The following is a 23048-nucleotide window of genomic DNA, read 5'->3' as shown; positions in this document are numbered from 1 at the left end:
AGAATGCCGAGGAAGTGAGTCCCCTGTTCTTCGAATTTGACGGAGGTATACGCCACACCCGCGCCCACAACGAAAAAAAAGCCGCGATGATTTGTTTCTCCAAGATAATATTTCCCGTTCAGACTCAATCCCACGTCGACGCCCGCGTTTGGTCTGTTCACGTAGGCGACGAAGGGTTCCGCAAGGAGATTGAACTTTCCCCTTAATTGTTTTTCAATCCCGTAGGCGACTTGCGCGAAGTCGTAATAATCATTGCGCCACAGATGGCCGATCTGGCTACTGTTATTAAAGATTCCGAGACCGTATCCGACGGAGAGTGTCTGCTGCTCGGCATGGCAAGGGGCTGAATACACCGCGAGGCAGAGCAGGAGGGCCAATAATATGGTAATCGAGGAAAAGCCGCGCTTCATGCCCGGACCTCGGGTTGTTTTTTCAAATGTCTCGACGGTATTTCAAATTCCTGGGGGGTTGTGGCGAGTAGTTTTTGCGCCTCTTTCCTTTTCAATCCAACATTCCTCCGGTGAAAATCTCCGGAAGCCGACTTGTGGCGGGGTTCGTTGGGGGATTGAACTGATGTGCCTGACGCCATAGGACCTCCTTTGCATGAAAGATATACATTTCCTGAGTCCTTTACTGTAGGACAATGAACACAAAAATTGGGGAGCCCGTCGCCTGTTCTTATTCTGTACGGGATTTTCAAGCCTTCCTGGTGCCCATCGTCTGTCAATTTCTCCGAATATAGATACTGACCGGATGAAAAACAAGGATAAATTACTAAGAAAGACGTAAAAGCATGTTCCGGAAAAGAAGATCTGAGGAAAAGTATGAGTTGAGGAGCCATAGTATCAACATTACAGGGATAATAAGTCAGAAAAACCGATGACGCGTCAGCTTGACATTCTTAGGTGTGCTGCACATTTTTAGAATAGCCGGTATGGAGACATTACTTCTCAACCCACCCTCGTTCAAGGGCTTCGACGGTAGTGCGGGCTCACGTTATCAGGCATGCCGGGAAGTCCGTTCATTCTGGTATCCCACGTGGCTCGCTTATCCCGCGGGCATGATTAAGGGGGCGAGACTGCTGGACGCCTCCGCCCAGGGTATTACTGCGGAAGAAACCCTCCGTCAGGCGGCAGGCTACGAACTGGTGATTATCCATACGGGCACCCCCACTTTCGAAAACGATGCGGCGTTGGCAGGCGCCCTCAAGGAAGCTTATCCGCGCCTGATGATAGGGATGGTCGGCTCTCACGTGACCGTCTGTCCGGAAGAAAGCCTCCGGTCGTCGCCGGCTGTTGATTTTGTCGCTTTGGGCGAGTTTGACGATACGGTTGTTGAAATTTCCGAGGGACGACCGCTTAATCAGGTAAAAGGGATCGCCTTCCGCTTCAACGGCGCTGTTCGCAGAACCGAGCCCAGACCGCCGATTAGCGACCTTGACCGTCTTGCTTTTGCGGCGGATGTATATTCAAGGGACCTGCGTGTGGAGGATTACTACATCGGTTATCTGAAGCACCCTTATGTATCTCTCTACGGAGGTCGAGGTTGCCGGGGCCGATGCACTTATTGTCTCTGGCCCCAGACCATAGGGGGCGGCAGGTACCGGGTCAGGAGCCCGGGAAATATCCTGGAAGAGATGAAACTCGCCAAAACACTCTTTCCTCAGGTGAAGGAGTTTTTTTTCGATGACGATACTTTCACCGATCATCCGCAACTGGAGGAGATCGCCCGCGGAATGGGTTCCCTCGGCATCACATGGTCGTGCAATGCCAGGGCCGACGTGCCGAAGCGGACGCTTGAGGTGCTTAAAGATAATGGGTTGAGGCTGCTCGTGGTGGGATTCGAGTCGGGCAATCAGAACGTACTGAACAACATCAGGAAAGGAGTACGCCTTGAAGGGGCACGGAAATTTACGCGGGCCGCTTCTGAAGTCGGTGTACTCATCCACGGTACATTCATACTCGGTCTGCCGGGAGAGACGCGGGAGACCATGGAAGAGACGATTCGGTTTGCCCGGGATATCGATCCCTACAGCATCCAGGTTTCTCTCGCCGCTCCTTATCCGGGAACCGTGCTGTATGAAGAGGCGAAGCGCCAGGGATGGCTCAAAGGGGGAGCTCTCGTGCGGGAAGGGATTCAGAACTCCGTGCTCTCATATCCTTGGTTATCAAAAGACGAGATATTTGCGGCCGTCGAAATTTTCTACCGCCGCTTCTATTTGAGACCTGCCCCCATCCTCAGAATTCTTAAAGAGATGCTGGTTGACAGGGAGGAATTCTGCAGGCGGATCAGGGAGGGGAGAGAGTTCTTTTCATTCATGGCAAAGCGTAAGGGAGCGACGGCATGACCATGGAAAGGGGCGCCCGCAGTAGGAAAAAATATGTCGTCATTGGTGCTGATGATTTCGGCAGTTCTCCTTCAGTCAATAATGCAGTGGCCGCCGCGAAAGACCATGGTTGTCTGACCGCCGCAAGTGTCATGGCTGGAGGTGCGGCTTTCCATGGGGCGGTCGATGTGGCCGCACGGCATCCCGGCCTTTCGGTGGGTCTCCACGTCGTGCTTTCCCAGGGGCGCCCGGTTCTTTCTCCCGTCCGAATTCCCGACCTGGTCGATAAAGAGGGCCGCTTCGACCCAAGCCCGTTTCGGGCGGGCGTAATGTATTGGAGCCGGAAAGAAAGGATCGGGGAACAAATCGAGGCTGAAGTGAGGGCACAGTTTGATAAGGTTGAAGATGCGGGTATCCATCCTTCCCATGTGGATTGCCACCATCATCTCCACATCCATCCCCTTCTTTTTACGATTATCTCCCGGGAAGCAGCTCGCCGCAGGATAGCCTGGATACGAATCCCACGGGAGCCCTGGCCTTTTCTGCTTCGCCTCCATGGGCCCACTCTGGACGCAAAGGCTTTCCTTTTACGTCTGGTTTTCGAGCTCCTCAACCGCAGGAATATGAAGGCAGCCTATGGCCTTGGCCTTCATGTGGCGAATACCGTGTACGGGACTTCCGGGACGGGTAGAATAGACGAAAGATACCTCCTGGCTGTTCTACCTTATATAAAAAATGGGATCCATGAGATTTACCTCCATCCCGATTCAGGTACGGCGGCAGGCCAAAGAGAAAAGGAAGCGGTCATTTCGAAACGGGTAGGGGACTCTATTACCGCATTAGGGATACAACCGGTAGGTTTTAAAGACCTTGAATTTCCGGCGCCCCATACCGGTGTGGCAGCCGACTCATTCGCTTATGGCCATTGACACTCTTCGACTGGAGCCGAATCTGTTCGAACAGGGGATGAAGCACGAGTACGGCCGCGATCTCGCCGAACGTGTTCAGGACGCCATCAGGGCGAGCCATAATTTTTTCGTTCACAATCAGCACCCGGACGGATTTTGGTGTTTTCAACTGGAGTCAAATGTGACCATCACCGCGGAGTATCTCATGCTCCTCGCTTTTGCGGGCGTGGAAGTCGACGAGAAGCAGGCAAAAATGGCTCGTCATATACTAAAACATCAAAGGTCCGACGGAACATGGGCCATATATACCGGCGGCAAAGGAGATCTCAGCACGACCGTGGAAGCCTACTTTGCCCTTAAGCTGGCCGGGTACGGCGCAGAAGATTATCGTCTCCAACAAGCCGGAAGGTTCATTCTCGCGAATGGCGGCCTGTCGGAAACAAGGGTATTCACCAAAATATTTCTCGCCCTTTTCGGCCAATACGATTGGAGGGCAATCCCTTCCGTTCCCGTGGAAATTATGCTTTTCCTTCCCTGGTTTCCCTTCAGTATCTATCGATTCTCCAGCTGGGCGAGAGCCACCTTCGTGCCGCTCTCAATTGTGCTCGACAAGAGGCCTGTCAAAGTTATTCCGGAGAGCCGGGGAGTGAGGGAACTTTTCAGCCGGGACCATGCGGAGAGGTCGAAAAAGCCGCGTGAACGTCTGCTCTCGTGGAAGCGGTTTTTCATGCACCTCGATAAAATGATCAAAGCAACCGAAGATAGCCAGCTTAGATATTTCAGAAAAAAAGGCCTGGAAGAGGCCCTCCGGTGGATCCGGGAGCATCAGGAAGAGGCGGGTGATTGGGGAGGAATACAACCTGCCATGGTAAATTCGATTTTGGCCTTGCTTATCGAGGGTTCTCCTGTTTCCAGCCAGCCTGTACAAAAAGGATTCGAAGCCCTGGAACGGTTTGCAATCGAGAGAGAGGATGAACTCTTGCTCCAGTCATGTATCTCGCCCGTGTGGGACACGGCCCTGACGGCCCTTGCGCTTTCGTGCTCCGGACTGAGAGAGACCCATGTTTCAATGGTCTCCGCCTGTGACTGGCTGGCAGGCAAGCAGATACTGAAGAAGGGCGATTGGAGCGTAAAGAGACCTCACCTCGAGCCCGGCGGCTGGGCATTCGAATTTGTGAATACCTGGTATCCCGACATAGACGATACCGCCGTAGTGCTCATGCTCCTCAGCAGACACAGTCATCAGGGTTTTCTGCAGCCCCAGAATTTCAGAAAAGCGGTCGGATGGGTGCTGGGTATGCAGGGGCGAGACGGAGGATGGGGCGCCTTCGACGTGGATAACGATATGGATCTGCTGAACCAGATCCCTTTTGGCGACCTTGAAGCAATGATCGACCCCAGTACGCCCGATATTACGGGGAGAGTGCTTGAGATGCTCGGATGCATTCAATATCCTATAAATAGCAAAGCGGTAAAAGAAGCGTTCAAGTTCCTGAAGAAGACGCAGGAGAAAGACGGTCTCTGGTGGGGCAGGTGGGGCGTCAATTACGTGTACGGCACCTGGTCGGTACTCGTAGGGCTGCGCTCCATAGGTGAAGACATGACAAAGCCGTATGTGCGAAAAGCGGTCGCCGCGCTCAAGAGATACCAGAACCCCGACGGCGGATGGGGGGAGAGTTGCGAATCTTATACAAACCCACATATGAGAATTCGCGGGAGGAGCACGCCTTCCCAGACCGCGTGGGGCGCCATGGGTTTGATGGCCGCAGGAGAAGGTGCGTCAAGGGAAGCGATCAGGGCGATAAATTTTCTCCTCCGCGAACAGTCCTCGCACGGTACGTGGGAAGAGGAAGAATTTACCGCCACCGGCTTTCCCAAATATTTTATGATCAAATATCACAACTATCGGAACTGCTTCCCTTTAATGGCCCTTGGGAAATTTCTCCGCCAGACAGTCGATATAGACAAACAGGATGAACGGGAGATGGCATCATGACAAGGGTCCTGGTAACGGGCGCTTCCGGCTTCATCGGATTTCATGTAGCAAAAGCACTCAGCGAGAGGGGTTTCGAAGTTCTCGCCCTCGTAAGAAACGCATCGGACAGCGGTTTCATTTCAAGGTGCGGCGCAAAGCCGGTGGCCGGCGACGTCCGGGACTATGAATCAGTGCTGAAGGCAATGAGAGGCTGCGACCGGGTGTTCCATGTGGCTGCCGATTACCGGCTATGGGTGCCGGACCCTGAGAGGATGTATGAAATAAATGTCGGGGGGACGGCAAATGTGATGAAGGCGGCCCTGGAGAGGAGCGTTACAAGGGTCGTGTATACGAGCACGGTCGGAATACTTCGTGTTACTCCGGACGGTAAACCGGGGAATGAGGAAAACAGGGCAAGATTCCAGGACCTCTCGGGACATTATAAGATATCTAAGTTTCTGGCGGAAAAGGAAGTCCGCAGGTGTATCGGCGTCGGTCTGCCCGCGGTAATCGTCAATCCCACATTCCCTATAGGCGCTATGGACAGAAAACCTACGCCCACGGGTAAGACGATAGTCGATTTTCTTAATGGCAAGATGCCGGCCTACGTGAATACAGGGCTTAATCTCGTTGATGTGGGGGACGTGGCGGAGGGGCATGTATTGGCAGCAGAATCCGGGGTCGTGGGTGAGAGCTATATATTGGGGAATGAGAACCTGACCCTTAAGCAGTTTCTCCACCTACTGGCCCGTCTGACCGGAATGAAGCCGCCCCGGTGGAGACTTCCTTACGGGCCCGTGCTTTGTTTAGCCTATGCGGACCGGGCATACTCAAAAGTTTGTGGAGGAAAGGAGCCTCGGATCCCGGTGGACGGCGTACGCATGGCCCGCCATTACATGTTCTTCGACACCTCAAAGGCGGTACTAAAACTGGGGATGGCGCAGAATTCCATCGAATCGGCGGCATGGAAGGCAATATCCTGGTACAGGGAGAAAGGTTATGTGCCTCGTCTGTCCGGAGAATGTCATGAATGAGCAAGAGACCTATACCCGCACAGGGACCGGAGATAGAAAGCTCGGAGACGAATGGTTCGACTGGGACGGGGGAACGGACCACGGAGAGAAGGGAGTCGACGAGAGGATAAGTACCTTCCTCATCCTCGCCGCATCCTCCCTCTTCATCCTGATTTTCTTCCTTGCCCTGGGATGGTATCTCGCCAAACCCCGCCTCGATCAGGCGAGCCCCCTTCTTGCATACCTTATTGGGTCGTGCCTTATTATGCTTATTGCCGCCTCCCTTCTTTTCGCCGTCATCGAGGCCGTGCTCCTGCTGAGGTTCAAACGGTCCTTTATCCCCTATAAAATAGACGAAAAGCTCCTCCTTGCCCTTCTGCCGAAAAGCATTTGGCTCGGGAGAAGGCTGGGCATCCACAGGGACAGGATAGGCAACTCCTTTATCAAGGCCCATAACCTGCTCGTAAAAAGCCATGCCCGTGAAGTGAAGACCGACCCCCTCCTCATCCTCCTGCCCAGGTGCCTGAAAAAAGAGGCCCGCCGGCAGGTGGCAGAGAGGGTCAACGGAAAGGCCGCCCAGATCGTGACTGTGGCAGGGGGAGAAGAGGCGAGGAAGGCGATCAGGCAATACAGGCCCTCCCTTATCCTTGCCGTTGCCTGCGAGAGAGATCTATTGAGCGGAATCAAAGACGTGGCGGAGAAGATACACGTCCTCGCCATCCCCAACGAGAGGCCTGAAGGGCCTTGCAAGAATACCCATCTACGGCTGGATACCCTCGACGACGCCCTCCGGTTCATCGACGGAAGAGAAGCCCCGGGTATGACGCGTTGATCGGGCGGCGCATGCGTTTCTCACCGGGCCTTTCAGCTGCCCTTGCCTTATTCTTTATTAAAAACAGACTCAGGGGCTGCATGAGGTCGCCCGTAGTGCTGATGCTCGAGCCGACGCATCGTTGCAACCTCTCGTGCGCAGGGTGCGACAGGATAAGACTCGATTCAAAAGCGCGGCTGCCCGACCTCACTCTTATGGAATGCTTGGAGGCGGCAATCGAATCCAAGGCGCCGGTTGTCACCATAACCGGCGGAGAACCGCTCCTTTACCGGGACCTGAAGGAGTTGGTTTCCGGGTTACTCGATCTTAAACGGTATATCTATCTCTGCACGAACGGACTCATCGCAGGCTCTTTTGTGGACGACTATCTTCCCCACCCGAGACTGACGCTGAGCTTTCATGTTGACGGCATGGAGGAAACCCATGACCGCCTCACCGGAAGGCCGGGGTCTTTCAAGAAGGTGATAGAGGGTATCAAAGGCGCGACGAAACATGGATTCCGTGTATGGACAAATACATCCCTGTACAAATGGACCGATGAAGCGGAATTGGTCGAGCTCTTCTCTCTCCTCAAAAAGCTGGGAGTGGAGGGGCTCCTTGTCTCCCCCGCGTTTGGTTATGCAAGTGTTTTGGATGATATCTTCTTAAGAAAGGAAGAGGTGGCATTGAAATTCGGTCGCCTGCGCCGCAGGCTCCGCGGGTTTCCTCTGACAGGCACGCCCATTTACTTTGATTTTCTTGAAGGGAAGGGAAATATGGCGTGCGTGCCGTGGGGAAGTCCGACCCGTAATCCCCTCGGTTGGAAATCGCCCTGTTACCTTATTACCGACAGGTATTATGGCTCTTTTTCCGAGCTGATGGAAAAGACCCCGTGGGAAGCATACGGTCCCGGCCGGGATGGGCGGTGCAGGGATTGCATGGTTCATAGCGGGTTTGAGCCTGCCGCGATGGAAAAATGTTTTTCCAATCCGGGAGAAATGGCCAAAATGATGTGGTGGAACATGAGCGGTGGTCGGTGAGGAAAATTCCGGACCAGGACTGATCTTTTATGGAGCTCTTTTCCCTTCTTTTTTCCACAATAGTGTTGAGGCCTCTCGGCCGGTATCCGTATCGTGCTTCTGCCGATCGCCCTATTGATGCGTTATATGAGGACGAGGCTGCGCGGAATAGACCCCGGACCGGCCGTGAAAGCTCATCTTGATGACTTTCCCGGTGCGGTGGTGCCGTCAGAAAAATTGTACGGAAGGGATGTCGGCTACAGTATCTGAAGAAGGGAGTTCACTGCCATATCCAGCCTACGAGACGCCATTCTTGAATTGCGGCGCAGTTCCATCGCATGGCTCAAGAGGCGCGGACGAGTGAGAAAAAACCGCAGCGCCCGTGCAATCCGATAGGTTCCTTTATTGTCGCACACCTTCCATGGGTCGAAGGCGAGATCGGTACCGGCCCCATCGCTTACCGCCCTCAGCGCGTAAAAAGGCAGGTTCTCCTGAGAGCAAAGCCAGGCCGTGGCAAATGTCTCCATGTCACATACGGGCAGGCTCATTGAAGGGGTGACAAACTTTGCAATTTCCCCCTTCTTCATCCAATACCGCATGGTAAGTATAGTTCCTGCCCTGAGGGGAAGACTAAGGGAGAGCTTTTCCAGGAGGCCTCGATCCTCACGAAGCGTAAGGGTTTTAATTGTTTGTCCGTCGATGAGGCAGACATCGGTACCCCAAATCAAATCTCCAACGGACGCCTCGGGCGACAAGGCGCCACAGTATCCGAGAGACAGCACCGCATCGGGCCTTTCCAGCCGGACCAGATGACGGCACACTCGTGCTGAATTCTCTACTCCCAACCCCGTATCGGCGGCTATAAGATTGTGCGAGGGGTGGAGGATGCGAAATGCCGTGAAGGGAAAGCCGTCGATCCGTTCCCTCCGGCCTGCCGAGCGCAGTACCTCCCGCACCTCCCGGGGAAACGCAAAAAGCAGAAGGAGCCTCATTCTTTATTGTAGCCTGTCCCGTCACCGCTTACCACACTTTTTCGACTATGACCGTCCTCGACCTATTCTTCCTTATCGTCCTTCTCCTGGGTTGCTCCTATACCCTTTTTTCCATTGCCTGCGTGCAAGAGTTTTTTAGGGATCAGGATCTGCCTTCGCCCAAGGGTAGCCTGCCCTCCATATCCGTGCTTAAGGCAATAAAAGGCCTCGACTCTTCGTGTTCCGAAAATCTCTCAAGTTTCTGTGCTCAGGATTACCCGAGTTACGAGGTACTTTTCGGTTTTAAGGAGCGGGACGACCCCGCTGTGGCGTGCGCGGAGGCTATCGCGGCTTCGGCTTCCTGCAACGCCCGGGTCGTAATAGACGGGGGAGGCACGGGCGTAAATCAGAAGGTCGCGAATCTCGAAACCCTGGCCTGCCGATCACGTTATCAAATGCTTGCATTAAGTGACAGCGACATGTATGTGGACCACGGTTATTTGCGGCGGATAGTCGGGGAATACCAGGGTAGCGACAAAACGGGGATCGTCACTTCCCTTTACAAAATATCATGCCCTTTATCCGTGGGAAGTGCCTTAGAATCGTTGAGCATTGCCCTTGACTTCATCCCCTCCGTCCTCGTGGCGAGGCGTCTTGAAGGTGTCACTTTCGGTCTGGGCGCCTCCATACTCATATCGAAAGAGGCGCTCCGGGAGATAGGAGGCTTCGGCGATATAGCCGGTTATCTTGCAGACGACTACCAGTTGGGTTACAGGCTATGGAAGAAAGGTTATACGAATATTCTCAGCCGGGGTGTGATCGAGAACCGGGTAGGACCGATGAGTGTCGTGAACCACCTGAGCCACCAGTTGAGATGGGCAAGGACGTACCGTGCGTCACGGCCGTTAGGATTCTTCGGGTATGGCATCACCCACGTCTTTTTCTTCTCCTTGCTATTTCTATTGGTAAAGCCCGGCACAGCCCCAGCCATAGTCCTCCTGTTCGTCCTGACCCTGAGATATATACTCGCCTGTCTCCTCTATCGGAAAGTAATCAGGAGAAAGAGATGGCTGCTGTGCCTTTTCCTCCTTCCCTTTAAAGAAATATCTGCTTTTCTGGTCTGGCTGTGGAGTTTCGCCGGCTCCCGGGTTCGATGGAGAGGAACGGACTACCGGATATCGAGGGACGGCCGGCTGACAAAATTATAATGAAGGACGGCTGTCGGCTCACCCCCGAATCGGCCTTTAGCTGCCCGCGACGCCCCTGTGGCCGGCGGGACGTGAGACGAAGAATCGGATCGCCCAAAGGACAAGAGCCAAAAGATATGCGCCGATTGCACTGGCTACGAAAAACCAGTCAAGGCGGTGGAACAGGGCTAAAGCAGTCATGACATAAGCAAAATCCCTGTTATTGAATAGGCTTTCGAGGAGGACTGCAGAAGGGGATGGCTGCAAACCCGTCCTGTTCTCGGAAAGTATGCGGTTGAGTATGAGCGCACAAATGCCGAGACCTCCGAGAAGGAACCATAGGAGGCGCAGAAAAAGCCCATTGCCCGTTTCCTGATACAGGCCGAATGCAATCCCCACAAACACCGCGACATGCACAATATTGTCGCAAATTATATCGAAATAATGGCCGAAATTACTCTCCTGCAGTTTGAGACGGGCGACTTCGCCGTCGACCAGATCAATGATCGTGGAAAAAAGAAAGAGCAAAGACCCTGTTATTTGGGATAGATAACCCCCAATTGTGAGAACGAAGGCCCCTGCAAGTCCTATTAGAGTACAGAACAGGGTCACCATGTTTGCCGTTATACCTGTTCTTGCAATCCACGGACTGATGAGCCGGGAGATATGGCGGCTTGCATGACGGTAGAGAAGGCTGTCCCTTTCCCATGTTGCCTCGCCGGCTGCGACACTAAGGGCGGCCTCCGCTTCTCGTATATTTGCCCGGTCAGGATCGAGAAGAAGAGGTAATCTACGGTCGGTTTCGACATGAATGGCATCGGCCGCAAGTCCTGCGCAGACTTCATGCCAACCCTGCGACACAGACATCAGGGAATAGAGGCGGGATGCCTTTACGAAAAAGGCCGCTTCCTTTACTGAGCCACCTTTTCTTAAGAGAACGCTCTCGCGCTCCCGGCCGGCCTGTAAGAGCCGGTTCAGAGACCATCGATCGACGACAAGGCCGGCGTTAAGGAGCAGCACATACTCGTCTTCATGAAAGGGGAGCTTCCCGAGTATGGATTGCCACGATTCACCGTGTATATAGGCCAATCCCTCGATTCCGGTGAATTCCGAAAGGACGGGCAAAAGATCAGAGCCGTGTTCTGCTACAAATATTTTGTCGAATCCAATCAGGCGTGCGAGGAGAATAAGTCTTTTTGCCGCCCCTATCCCATATACCTTCTGCAGACCTCTTCCGTCTTCCGCCCATATCAATGCTGTTTTTTCCATAGCCGCCTCCATTCTCTAAGTGCCATTTCCCTGTGCCGCCTTCTGCTGAAGACGCATCTTCCTCAGGAGCCCGTTTAGGGAGTCCTGCCTGATGATGCGGGAAAAGGACTTGCGGTAGTTTTCTATTATGCTCACGCCCTCGATCGTCACATCGGTTATGGTCCACCGATCTCCGGAAATAATGAGGAAGTAATCCACCGGAATGCGATCCTCCTGCCGGTGCATTATGGTCTTCACCAACCTTTTGCCCTGAGAGTGTCGCTCCTCCCCGTACTCTATTTTCTCCTTCTTCAGGAAATCGAGGACCAGGCGCAAATAAGATTCGACAAAAAGGTCCTGGAAGACCGACTTGAATTCGGTCTGTTGGCTCTTCGTCATCCCGTTCCATTGTTGCGGCCCAAGGGCATCTTTCGCCATCGTATTGAAATCAAAGCTCCTGAGGATAATCTTCCGGACGAGATCTTTTCTCATATTTTTTGACTCCGGATTTTGAAGTCGCGGATCGTTTTGAATCGCAATAATCTCTGTTAACATGGCCTGAACAAAATCGGTGGCCTTCCGTGCTTCTGCGGCTGCGTGACAGGTATACGCATACAGGGCAAGTACTATTACGATGAGGATTATGGCCGGTCGTTTCATAACTCCTCCCGGTGGTCTGGATTTAAATCTCTATCCTTGATAATTTTGCTGTCGCCCTTTGGACGAGGGGGCATAAAAGAGAGTAAGGCGGGAAGAAAAAGAATCGCCACGGCCAGCACAACTACACTTCCCACGGTGGTGAGAAGGCCGAGGCTATAGATCCCCTGATGGCGTGAAATCATAAGGCTTCCGAAACCGACGGTGGTCGATAAGCCGGCCAGAATTATACCCATCCCCGTGCTGAAGGGGAGGGGAGCCTGCTCTTGCCCGCTTTTTTTCTGCTGCCATCTGCCGATGATAATAACTCCGTATTCTACTCCGGCCCCTATCACAAGGGGCAGAAATATAGTATTTGCGAGATTTAGATCGACCCCAAAAATATGCATGAGACCGAAGGTGAGGAGGGCGCCGAGCACGAGAGGCGAGATAGCGGCGAGGGCGAAAATCGTACTCCTTAATGTAAGGGCAAGAAACAAGAAGATAAGGACGAGGGCGTAGATAGCCGACTTTATCGATGCATCACGGAATTCCCTGGTAAACACATAAAGGGTTACGGGATCTCCTGTCGCATCCGGATCTATTATTCTTAGATCCCGCACAAATGTTCCGAGAAACCGCGGATCCCAGATATCGGATGAGGGGAAGACCCGCATGAGAAAAATATCGTCAGGTCCGACGAAACGTTTGAGCACGGGCCCCGGCAGATCCGAAACTTCCATGGGACGAGCATGTGTGTTTTCGCGAATAAGAGAAAGCTTTTCGTTCATATCATTCAAGAGTTTTAATTCAAATTTCTTGAGGCGGTGTATCACAAGCCTGGTTTCGATAGTCTTAAGATCGTGCGTGATCCCGTCAATCAGGGAGCGGACCTCTTTCATCTGTGCCTCAAGGCGGCCGGTCAAATCCCCTTCTCTGCCAAGACCTTCATCCATTATAAATCTGATGCGGGAAAGGCCCTTATTCAGCCCCTCCGCGTCGATTGGACCTTCACTCGCGGTGAGATTGGGGATGCCCGAGAGAATCGGTTTCATCCTGCGCACGAGAGGAATTGTCCTTACCTGATCGGGGGGGAGGAAATCCCGTACACTCCTCACATTCGAAACCGTATCAAGTTTCTTCAGGGTCTCCGTCTTCCGGGCTACCTCGGTGAGCGAATGAGCAAAAAGGACCCCATATATACTGGGATATTTCGAGTCTTTGATAAGCTTCGTTTCCCAAATTACGGATTCAGCGGTTTTTGACTGGAGGTGGAGCATATTGAGGTCGAATTTAATCTTCCCGGCCCCCCACGCGGAAAAGCCTGCGCCGGCGACGGTGAGGGCCAGAATCACAAAGGCCTTCTTTTTTGTGGTCCGCAGCATGGGTCTTGCCTCAGCCGGGGTGGGGAAACGAGGCGCGCCGCGAGCCGGAGGTTTATCAAAAAGCATGATGAGTGCCGGGAGAAGGCACAGGGTGGTCACTGATGATACAAAGAGCCCGATGGCGCAAATGACGCCCAGTTCTGCAAGTCCTTTGAACCCGGTGATCGTAAGAGGCAGAAAGGCAAGGGAGGTGCTCAGGGAAGCGAGCAGTATGGTGGGCCCCATACTCTCCATAGTTACAGCGAGAGCCTCTCCCGTGGTCCGTCCCGGTTGCAAGCGCTCCTCGTTATACCTGGAAAACCAGTGGATATCATAGTCCATGCCGAGGCCGAGGACCATGGGGGCGAAGGTAATGGACAAAAGGTTAAGATGGCCGATAAAGAGAGTGGTAAGGCCGAAAGTCAGTGAAAGGCCTACGGCCTGGGTAGTCAACTGAAGCATGGGGCGCCGGACCGTCCTCCAGAACAGAAGAAGCAGCACGGCGAGTCCTGCCAATGAGACGAGAGTTGCAACGCCTATATCTTTGGAGGCGAGATATTTTTCATCCTCATCAAGCGCTTTTTGGCCGGTAACGCCCGCTTCCACGTCCGGGAACAGTTCTTTCATCGACCGTAGATTGCGGCGAAGCGAGACCAGTGCTTCCTCCTGACTGGGACCCCCCGTTTTTTTCAAATTGGGCGCGACCAAAATAAGTACATATTTCTTGCCTTCCGTCCAGAAATAGCCTTCTTCCGCCTGATTCCCCGTGCCTTCTTTAAAAAAGGAGCGCCAGGGGGAATTGAAGGTTGAAGACCCCTCCAGATTCTTCTTCATCTCTCTCATTATGGCCGCCACGAAATCGAGGTTCAGTGCGCCGGTTTTCCCCTCTGCCGATGAGGAGTCGAGAAAGCCCGTGAACAGGTGCTCCACCATGGTTGATCTCATTTCCCGGGAGATTTCGTCAAAGATGGTCACCAGACCAGGTGATCGAGAAAGTTTCTTGAGAAACGGCTCGTGTGCAGCGAGATTGTCGTGCAGTTCATTGATCTCACGTGGTGTCAGGTAGAGAAGAGCCCAGGGCCGGAAGAGGCGGGGGTCCACCCTGGAAAAGACTTCGGCGAAATGTTCCGTGTCTCTTTGAAGGCAGGAAGTAAGGGTATTGACAAACTCCAGGGATCGATGGACGTTCTTGTTTTCAACGGCGACGATAAAACCGTCAGGTTCTGAAAACAGTTCGGCAAAGTCCAATAACTGCATCAACCTGTTGTCCGTGGATATCAGGGCACGCTGGCTGGTCTTGAACTCGAGGCGGACGGCGGTATATACGATGGCGAGGCCCGCAAGGATGAGGGCGCATGCGAGAGTGAGGACGGGACGGGAGGTCTGAAATCGTAAAATAATCCGCCCCATATTTTCAAAACGGTATTTTAAGTTGTTCACCAACTTTGTTCCCCCATCGCATACTCGAGCCTGGCGAGGGATATGTTGTAATTAAACAAAGCTTCGAGGTATTTGCCCCGGTTCTGACCATACCGCTCGATGCTCCTCAACAGGTCGTCCGCAGCACCCACTCCCATATCGAAACCGCTAAGGGCTGCGATCACCCATTTACGTGAAGACGATACGCCCCGGCCATAGGCATCGAGGGCCACCCGCCACTCCTTCACCTCATGGTACCTTTGAGCCACTTCGATGGGGATTCCCATTTTAGCGGTAGCCTTGGTGTGCAGCAACTTCTCGTAACCCGCTTTCTCCTTTTCTACCCGGGCCTTTAATATTCCGAAATCGAAATGCCATTTCATGCCGCCCACGATCCCCCCGACCGCATGATTGAACTGATCGGGTATATAGGGATTGTGAAATGTCTCGCGACCGGGCGCGCCCGCGAGCGAACCCGCGAGGGCAGCGAAAAATGAAGGATACCTATCGCTTATAGCGCCTTCGACGCTGAATTTCTGTGCCTCGATGGCGTGTTCCAATTGCTTGAATTCAGGACGCTCCGAAAGGGCCTTCCCGATGTAATCTTCGAGTCCCCGAAGCTCTTGACTGCGTACGGTCAGCATTTCATCTGCAGGGTCAAAATCGTCTTCAGCTCTAAAGCCGATCATTGATTTAAGCGCAAAATAGGCAGTTTTCATTCCCTCTTCCGCCGCAGCAAGAGAGCGCACAGTGTCGGCACTATAGGCGTCGATCCTGTACAGGTCGCTCTCCGTCACGTTTTCGGATCCTGATTTGAACAGACGATCCATGCGGCGTCGGGCCTCCTCAAAATATTGTAGACCATCCCGCGCGGCAGCGGTCCCCGCCTTTGCCAGAACCAGGCCATAGTAGAGCTGTTTGATTCGTAAGGCAATTTCATTCTTCCGATGGGGCAGCTTCGACTCTCTTGCGGCCACACCTCGGGCGGCAGCTTCGCGCCGGTTAGAGATTTTACCGAAGGTGTAAAGCGGTTGCGTCAGGGTCATCTCCATGCGTCCGAAGACTCCAACGCTCAGGTCTGGCGAAGGGTCGACAATACGCGTGCCTGCCACCATAGGCCGCCTGGTGTTGTTGATCGGACCCGCGAGGGCGAGGGTATCAAACTGTGGATAATAGGCGGCGTCCGCCTGGGCGAGGTCGCTCTTCGCACCTTCAATCTCACTCAACGTTTCCTTAACCTCGGGACTATACCGAATTGCAAGCTCGATGAGCTGCGACAGATTGAGAACCCGTTTTTCTCCTCCCTGCGCGCTATCTGCACAGGCAAGGGTCAAAACCGCAATGAGGGCGAATGAAACATATCTCAGACCTCGGAAAGAAGTCTTCATATATGCCTCCCGGAATTGTGTGCGGCCTTCCCTTTGTAAACCTTCCAGGCAGAGTGGGTGGAGCAAAAACTCATCGGATTCTCTCCTTACCCTCAGCATCAGGTCTGGGAACAGGGAAATGGGGCGTGGATACGACCAGGCCGTACAGTGCGAGACCTATTCCCGCCCAAAAAACCTGTTGGAGGCGGCGAGTAAGTGCATAAGTCAGTCCTACGGCCGAGGGAAAACCAATAATCTTAAAAGCCAGTACCCTTGTTGCCTCCTGGATGCCTATGTCGGTCGGAATGGCAAAGGATACGAGATCAAACCACTTACCGAGCACGGCGAGGGCGCCGGATATCTGTAAGGAAGCGAGGTCCCGGGTTAATATAAGAAAATAGAAGAGGGGTATTATTCCCCAGGTTACTCCCATAAGGTGCCAGAAGACGGAAAGCGCAAGGTCTCTTGAACGGGTGCGATGAAACCGGCGAAGCTCGTAATCCACCTCTGTCATCGAATCGGATACTCTTCGAAGGGCCGCTCCGCCCAGACGGTGATGCACGGCCCACCTTACCAGCGCGCCGAGTTTCCCATATCGCTGTACTACCAGAAATCCCACGATCCCTGCGCCCAAAACACCCGTAGCCGAGATAAGGGAGTAGTGGAGGGCCGCCGGCATCTCAACCTGGTTTAAAAAGATTATGTAACCGCAATTAATAAAAATCAGTTGCGCCAGTGCCGATGTAAGCTTGTCGAGGAGTACGGCAGAAGCTGCTAATGGACCTTCGCGTCCGGCAGCAAGGAGGAGTCCCTTGGCCACCTCTCCTCCGAGTCCTGCCGTGGGTGTGAGGTAATTAATGGAAGAGCCTGCCATCATGAGGCAAAGGACTCTGCCGAAGGGGATCAGCTTATGAGAATCGGAAAGGCAATGTCTCCAGCCCTGGGTATTGAAAAGATTGGAGGCGCCCTCAAGAAGGACGAGGGGCACCAATTTCCAGCCCAGGAGAGTGAATTCGTGCCAGAGGGCCTGAGGTCCCACACTGTACACGAGGAGCGCCAGAAGGGGTACTCCTGCCGCCAGAATGATCAGATTAAAAACCTTCACGTCGCGCGTACCTCCGGGACCGCCCCTTCTGCCCGAATACCCCGGCTCTGTGAGCGAGGGCACCTTCCCGTGACCTGTTCTCACCGTAGGGTAGCGATTACAGGCCGGTCCGTGAGACCATTTTCAAAAATATGAAATTACCTGTAAATGAAGATTCCGTCCTTATTTCTTTGCGGCCTCCGTGATTCCGTCAAGAAGAATCCGGGCGCCGGGAGTCGGCGATGCTGTCCCCCGGATCAATATATCCACGGGACCTAATTTTTTTCCCCCGTAGTAAGCTTCATTCAATCCGGCACGTACTGCAACCACCGCCCCATCAAGAGAAATCCCTCCGAAAAGTCCCTTTGAGCGGGAAAAACTGATTATATCGGCGCTGAGATTAGCAGTTGAAGCCGCTGCACCGATTCCGACCGGTCCGGCAGCTACGCCTACGTCGCCCCCGAGTTTTACCGAATTGTTCAAAAGGGCAGTAACTCCCCTTTCGGACATGGCAAGAAAAATCACTTCCGATGATTGGCCTCCCGCCTGAAGGCCAAAACTTACTTCGCCTATGGTATAAAACGCGGGGCCGGCCCATTTTCCTGCCCCGCCGTCCCTTGCCACAAAAAGACCGCTGCCTCCGGCGGCTCCGACAATAAAGGCGCCCTTGAGGACCTGGGGCGCTATGAAGATGCCTCTCGCATCTTTCATGAGGCGCCGAAAGCCCTCCATCTCCGGTGCCTTCGAAAAATTATCGAAGGTCATCACCGCCTTCTCTACTATCTGCCTGCTTTCAGCGGCGTCATCCGCGAGTGCGGGAAGGGTCATGATGCCGGCAATAAGGCATATAACCATACATAAAATAGTACTGTTCGGCGAGTGACGGCGTGTTCTGTTCATTCTTCAACTCCTCCCTATGCGATTTTCATGATGCCTAGTTCGATTCCGGTCCGGATTATACCCGAGACCCGACCTACAGAAGCCGGAGCCCTATCTGAATATTATTCTTGTGTGACCGATTTTCAACAAAGAGTGTCGAATATTGGAATGCCCCTTTATTTTGGCGGGGTCCATCCGAGAAATGGTAGAAAATCCTCGATATCTCCTGGCGGTCCCATTATTCGTCGCCGCTTTCTTATAATACCCGCGGGCATGAGATCGCATTTCCGGCCCCACACTGCTTTTTTGTCACGCGGTCTGCCTGGCCCCCGTTACCCGCGAGATGCACCCCAACATCTCCGAAAAATCAACAGGCTTTGGTATAAAACCGTCGATGCCTATACCATCTAATTTGTCTTCCAACTCTTCAGGGGCAGACCCGGTCATAAGAAAAAAAGGAACCGAACACCCCAGCGCCCTCATTATCTTCAGAAGCTCCAGGCCGTCCATGTCAGGCATGTGGTAATCTGATATCACGCAATCTATTCCTCCACGGGAGACTGTTTCCAGCGCCTTGGAGCCGCTATCCACCGTAATTACATGGTAGCCGCTGAAATCGAGGAATTCCTTCAGAACCGCTAAGATCGGCTCGCTGTCGTCCACCAGTAGAACATTCAGGCAATCTACCAATTGTCCCCCCGACAGCGTCTCTTGTTGTTCGCAGATAAACTCACGATTATCGATCATTATTACCTCTCCGGCACACATTAGTCATATTGCCTCTCTTCCATAGGCCAATCCATTCCGGTCACACTTCTTCCCGGTGATCAAACCCGGCCTGCGAAGTTTCGTTCTTCAGCGACCCGTCAGCCGGTCGGGAGCGGGTAACCCGTCACTCCCCTCATACCAATCTAATTACCGTCATCCGAATTCTCTGTCACCGTCTTGGGCTATTGGGCGTCGCAGAATCGCGTACACACTGTCGCGGTCAGACGGTAGGTCCTTTATTTCGCCCGAATAGCAACTCCAATCTCGGTGAATAGTGCGTGTCATGTAAATGGTCACTTCCGTGGATTTGAAGATTCTACAAAACTATCCTGCCTTCCGGGACAGACGTCCCTGCCTGCCTTGCTTACGTTTATGCAAACAGTTCTTTGGCCGTGGATCCCTTGTCAGGATTATGGGCAGCAGCACCTTAGATTACAAAGCCTCGGGCCGGGTGAAGGCCTCGCGCACCAAGGAATGAACAGACGGTGCAGGGGCGGTAGCCTGTCCGGCCCAAGGACATAAATGGAACATTATTCCTGACCTTTGACGGTAATGAACAAAATAGAAGGGGGTGGCATGATGAATGGCGGTGAAGTGATGAAAGGTGTTGAGGCAGTTCCGACACGAAGATTGCACAAGAGGAAATTGACGGCCATCACGGGAGGCTTGGGTATGGAGACCTATGGCCATCCGGTTTATGAGGCGGTGTGGCCCGAGGCAGAACAGGCAACGGTGCATTCAGGAATACCTCCGGTTTTGCGCTTCCGGCGTCCCGGTGAGCTGCTTGCCGCCGGCGATCTCTTCCTTCTGACTCTAAGCGCAATTATCGCATGGAACGAATCACCCTTTCCCTTGTGGGTCTTCCTCGTCTCAACGCTCTGCACCTATTCTCCCTGGATGTTTGTGCTTCGCCTCTATGACCAGAGGCCCGACGAAAAAATCGCCGACAGCATCCGAAGGGTTGCCCTGGCCGCCCTCCTGGGTATGGCTTCCTCATGTCTTATAGTCTATTATTCAGGCTTTTACCTTCCTGTGTCGATTCTCGGCACCCAATCCCTGATAATCTGCTTTGCGATTTCGTGCTGGAGATTCATCTATGACAGGTACACCCGTTCCGAAGCAGCTAAATCATCAGTTCTGATTGCGGGAGCGGGAAGAAGGGGTATGGTCATCTACCATATGCTCAAGTCGCCCCACTCCCCCCTTAGGGTCGAGGGATTCCTTGATGATAACCTTCAGGCTGCCTCCCGTAGTGGATCACCGGCAGTCATGGGAACATGTCTTGATGTTGCCCGGGTCGCAGCTTCAACAGGGGCGAAGCAGGTGATCGTCGCCATGTCCCATGATCGCAGTCCGGAATCTCTCCGGACTTTCAAGAATGCCCGCTTCAACGGTCTTATCGTGAAGGAAGCCGCGGAGATATATGAAGAGATCACAGGCCGCATCCCGGTCAAATTCATAGACGACACCTGGTTTATATCCGCCCGCGGTTTTTCTCTTCTTTATAATCATGTCCTTCTGGGGATGAAAAGGCTTATCGACACCGTTTTTTCTGCTCTTCTGGGCCTTTGTCTCCTGCCGGTACTCTTCTTTATTGCCGCCTTCATAAAATGTGATTCACAAGGTCCCGTGTTTTACCGGCAAGCAAGGGTGGGGAAGGACGGCAAGGTATTCACTATCATAAAATTCCGCTCCATGCGGCAGGATGCCGAGGCAAACGGCGCCCGTTGGGCCGAAGAGGGCGACCCCAGAGTGACCAGGATAGGTCACTACCTGAGAAAGTTCCGTATAGATGAGCTCCCTCAACTCTGGAACATCCTTAAAGGGGAAATGAGCTTCATAGGCCCTCGCCCTGAACGTCCTGAATTTGTAAATGTGCTCGAGAAAGAAGTGCCCCATTACTCGGTGCGGCATACGGTCAAACCCGGCGTCACGGGCTGGGCCCAGGTTATCCTCAGGTACGGCGCATCGGTGGATGATGCCCTGGATAAGCTGGAAGCAGATCTTTACTACATCAAGAACATGTCGCCCCTTCTCGACCTGAAGATTCTGCTGAGAACGGTTGGAGTGGTCATACTTTCTCAAGGATCGAGATAGACATGGAACCGCAGGAGAAACGGGAACAACCGTTGATCCCATGAATATGGCCAATACCATCATCCTCACCGTCGACGTGGAAGATTGGTTTCAGGTGGAAAACCTGCGGCAGGCGTACCCTCTGAAGAGATGGGACTCCTGCGCCCAAAAAGTTCAAATGAATACGAGAATTCTTCTCGAGCTCTTTGATCATTACGATGTGCAGGCTACCTTTTTCGTCCTTGGCTGGACTGGAGAGCGACATCCTGACCTGGTGAGGGAGATTCACTCCCGGGGCCATGAGATTGCTTCCCATGGCTATGCCCACAGCCTTTGCCCATTCCTTTCGGAGACAGAGCTTAAAGAGGATTTTCACCGAAGCAAGGCGCTTCTCGAAGACATTACCGGCGCCCCGGTCAAGGGCTACAGGGCGCCCGCTTTCTCGATTAGCGATCGCGTCATGGACCTTTTGCAGGAGGAAGGGTATCGATATGACTCAAGCTGGAACCGTGCGGCCGTCAGTAGTCGGTATGGTCAATTGCAGTTGATACACAAGGACCCCGATAACGGCCATTATGTCTCGAATAGTGGATTGATGGAGCTTCCCATCAGTAATCTCCAATTCAAGAGTCTCACAATTCCGTGGGGAGGCGGTGGGTATTTCAGGTTTTGGCCCTCGTCCCTTTTTATGTGGGGCGTGAACCGGATTATCAAGAACCACGGTTTCTATCTCTTCTATTTTCATCCATGGGAGCTCGACTCCGTACAACCGCACGTGAGGCAGATCAGTCCTCTGAGCCGGTTCCGTCATTACCGTAACCTTGAGCTCACGTTCCATCGAATGAATCTATTTTTGTCCAGTTTTCAAGGTCTCCGCTTTACCGGCTGCAATGAATACCTTCAGGGTCCATCATGTCCTACGTCGGACGTTCGCGCGTGACGGACCTAGTGAGAACGGTAACCGAATGGCTCTTCAACGAAAATGCGTACATCGGGTGTGTGATAACAGCTACAAAGCAATTCATAGTTCCGTGACAGCCAAGGACCGTAATCCCGATTATTGTAAGAGGGTAGAGTGCTGCGACAGGAGACAGGTATCGGCATCCCATGGATGGTTCTGATGATTTAGTGAACCGGCTCGTGGGGGAGGGTCGGAAGGGGAAGCTGGTTGCCGTAACTACCGGCCCATGGAGCCTCGTCAAGCTCTCTATGACACAGGGGTAAGCGATAAGGTTGTCGGAAAGAAGGAGGTCGCGTGACTGCCATAAGAGAAGGTGCCGGATCTATAATCAATGTTGCGATCGTCGATGACCATCCGGTGGTGCTGAGGGGACTGCAGGAGATTATTTTGAGGAATTTCGCTCCCGTGAATATCGCCCTTGCCTCCACAGGACACGAGCTTCTGGAATTGGTCCGTAACAACCCTTTTGATTTGATTATCCTTGACCTTTCGCTTCCCGACATGGACGGGCTCGATGTGTTAGGGGAAGTAAAAAAAGGCAAACGAAAGACCCCTGTCCTTGTCGTCAGCATGTATCCCGAAGAAGAATACGGAATGCGCGTGCTAAGGAGCGGGGCGTGCGGCTATGTAACCAAGCGGGCTGTGGTGAATGAATTGGTTGAGGCGGCCCGGAAAATATTATCCGGCGGAAAATATGTGAGTCCGGCGCTGGCTGAGAAGATCCTCGTCGATTTCGAGTCGGACACTCAAAAGGCGCCCCACGAGCGGCTGTCCAACCGGGAATTTCAGGTAATGTGTATGCTCGGCAAGGGGAAAACCGTTAGAGAAATATCGGAGACGATTCACGTGAGCACGAACTCGGTGAGAACCTACAGGCTCAGGATTCTTGAAAAGACAGGCCTTAAAAGAACGAATGAGCTCATCCAGTATGCGACGGCCCATGGACTCGGTAACGGTGAGTCGAACTCTCTCTGTGACAAGTCTTAGAATCCCCCTTGATTACCTGTCATCAAAATGATGACGCGTGATTCGGTAA

General features: G+C 53.2%; 19 protein-coding genes. 10 read left to right on the top strand and 9 right to left on the bottom strand.

What is annotated here, in order from left to right:
* Positions 1-410, bottom strand: a 410-nt coding sequence (locus VGJ94_15450; GenBank protein HEY3278013.1) for a hypothetical protein, incomplete at its 3' end; no start/stop codon positions are given.
* A gap of 524 nt (positions 411-934) precedes the next feature.
* On the opposite strand from VGJ94_15450, the gene hpnJ reads away from it, so the two are divergent.
* Genes hpnJ through hpnH form a run of 6 tightly spaced genes read left to right on the top strand, consistent with a single transcriptional unit; the run spans position 935 to position 8073 of the window.
* Complete coding sequence (gene hpnJ / locus VGJ94_15445) at positions 935-2347, top strand: hopanoid biosynthesis associated radical SAM protein HpnJ (protein ID HEY3278012.1); 1413 nt, start codon at positions 935-937, stop codon at positions 2345-2347.
* Complete coding sequence (locus VGJ94_15440) at positions 2344-3255, top strand: ChbG/HpnK family deacetylase (GenBank protein ID HEY3278011.1); 912 nt, start codon at positions 2344-2346, stop codon at positions 3253-3255. The genes hpnJ and VGJ94_15440 overlap by 4 nt, the downstream gene beginning before the upstream one ends.
* Positions 3245-5230, top strand: coding sequence for a squalene--hopene cyclase (gene shc / locus VGJ94_15435; protein HEY3278010.1), 1986 nt, complete (start codon positions 3245-3247; stop codon positions 5228-5230). The genes VGJ94_15440 and shc overlap by 11 nt, the downstream gene beginning before the upstream one ends.
* Complete coding sequence (hpnA, locus tag VGJ94_15430) at positions 5227-6243, top strand: hopanoid-associated sugar epimerase (GenBank protein HEY3278009.1); 1017 nt, start codon at positions 5227-5229, stop codon at positions 6241-6243. The genes shc and hpnA overlap by 4 nt, the downstream gene beginning before the upstream one ends.
* Complete coding sequence (locus VGJ94_15425; GenBank protein HEY3278008.1) at positions 6236-7054, top strand: DUF116 domain-containing protein; 819 nt, start codon at positions 6236-6238, stop codon at positions 7052-7054. The genes hpnA and VGJ94_15425 overlap by 8 nt, the downstream gene beginning before the upstream one ends.
* A gap of 11 nt (positions 7055-7065) precedes the next feature.
* Positions 7066-8073, top strand: coding sequence for an adenosyl-hopene transferase HpnH (hpnH, locus tag VGJ94_15420; protein ID HEY3278007.1), 1008 nt, complete (start codon positions 7066-7068; stop codon positions 8071-8073).
* A 236-nt stretch (positions 8074-8309) separates the two neighbouring features.
* Here hpnH and VGJ94_15415 read toward each other — a convergent pair whose 3' ends face one another.
* Positions 8310-9044 (bottom strand): hypothetical protein, encoded by a 735-nt coding sequence (locus VGJ94_15415; GenBank protein ID HEY3278006.1) that lies wholly within the window; start codon positions 9042-9044, stop codon positions 8310-8312.
* A gap of 47 nt (positions 9045-9091) precedes the next feature.
* On the opposite strand from VGJ94_15415, the gene VGJ94_15410 reads away from it, so the two are divergent.
* Positions 9092-10231 (top strand): glycosyltransferase, encoded by a 1140-nt coding sequence (locus VGJ94_15410; protein HEY3278005.1) that lies wholly within the window; start codon positions 9092-9094, stop codon positions 10229-10231.
* Between the two features lie 36 nt (positions 10232-10267).
* On the opposite strand, the gene VGJ94_15405 is transcribed toward VGJ94_15410, so the two are convergent.
* The 7 genes from VGJ94_15405 to VGJ94_15375 all read right to left on the bottom strand — a co-directional run bounded on the left by VGJ94_15405 (position 10268) and on the right by VGJ94_15375 (position 18954).
* Positions 10268-11479: a CDP-alcohol phosphatidyltransferase family protein gene (locus VGJ94_15405; GenBank protein ID HEY3278004.1), complete on the bottom strand. Its 1212-nt coding sequence runs from the start codon at positions 11477-11479 to the stop codon at positions 10268-10270.
* A gap of 15 nt (positions 11480-11494) precedes the next feature.
* Positions 11495-12118: an ABC transporter substrate-binding protein gene (locus VGJ94_15400; protein ID HEY3278003.1), complete on the bottom strand. Its 624-nt coding sequence runs from the start codon at positions 12116-12118 to the stop codon at positions 11495-11497.
* The gene (locus VGJ94_15395; protein ID HEY3278002.1) at positions 12115-14898 is read right to left on the bottom strand and encodes an MMPL family transporter; all 2784 of its coding nucleotides are present in this window, start codon (positions 14896-14898) and stop codon (positions 12115-12117) included. The genes VGJ94_15400 and VGJ94_15395 overlap by 4 nt, the downstream gene beginning before the upstream one ends.
* A complete protein-coding gene (locus tag VGJ94_15390; GenBank protein ID HEY3278001.1) occupies positions 14895-16265 on the bottom strand; it encodes a TolC family protein in 1371 nt (456 codons plus the stop codon). Before VGJ94_15390 ends, VGJ94_15395 begins: the two co-directional genes overlap by 4 nt.
* A gap of 70 nt (positions 16266-16335) precedes the next feature.
* Entirely contained in the window at positions 16336-17349 is a 1014-nt protein-coding gene (locus tag VGJ94_15385) for a lysylphosphatidylglycerol synthase transmembrane domain-containing protein (protein HEY3278000.1), read from the bottom strand.
* 162 nt (positions 17350-17511) lie between these two features.
* On the bottom strand, positions 17512-18228 hold the full coding sequence (locus VGJ94_15380) for a lipid-binding SYLF domain-containing protein (GenBank protein ID HEY3277999.1): 717 nt from the start codon (positions 18226-18228) through the stop codon (positions 17512-17514).
* A gap of 288 nt (positions 18229-18516) precedes the next feature.
* Complete coding sequence (locus VGJ94_15375) at positions 18517-18954, bottom strand: response regulator (GenBank protein HEY3277998.1); 438 nt, start codon at positions 18952-18954, stop codon at positions 18517-18519.
* A gap of 597 nt (positions 18955-19551) precedes the next feature.
* Between VGJ94_15375 and VGJ94_15370 the strand changes: the two genes are divergently transcribed.
* The 3 genes from VGJ94_15370 (at position 19552) to VGJ94_15360 (ending at position 22999) form a co-directional block, all read left to right on the top strand.
* Positions 19552-21072, top strand: coding sequence for an exopolysaccharide biosynthesis polyprenyl glycosylphosphotransferase (locus VGJ94_15370; protein ID HEY3277997.1), 1521 nt, complete (start codon positions 19552-19554; stop codon positions 21070-21072).
* Entirely contained in the window at positions 21038-21991 is a 954-nt protein-coding gene (locus VGJ94_15365) for an XrtA system polysaccharide deacetylase (GenBank protein HEY3277996.1), read from the top strand. Before VGJ94_15370 ends, VGJ94_15365 begins: the two co-directional genes overlap by 35 nt.
* Before the next feature lie 315 nt (positions 21992-22306).
* Positions 22307-22999, top strand: a complete 693-nt coding sequence (locus VGJ94_15360; GenBank protein HEY3277995.1) for a response regulator transcription factor — start codon at positions 22307-22309, stop codon at positions 22997-22999.
* Positions 23000-23048 lie beyond the last annotated feature (49 nt).

The sequence above is a fragment of the Syntrophorhabdaceae bacterium genome, from assembly GCA_036504895.1.
In the GTDB taxonomy this organism is placed as follows: domain Bacteria; phylum Desulfobacterota; class Syntrophorhabdia; order Syntrophorhabdales; family Syntrophorhabdaceae; genus PNOM01.
Note: the sequence above shows the minus strand (reverse complement) of the source record. Positions and strands in the feature narration are given on the sequence as shown.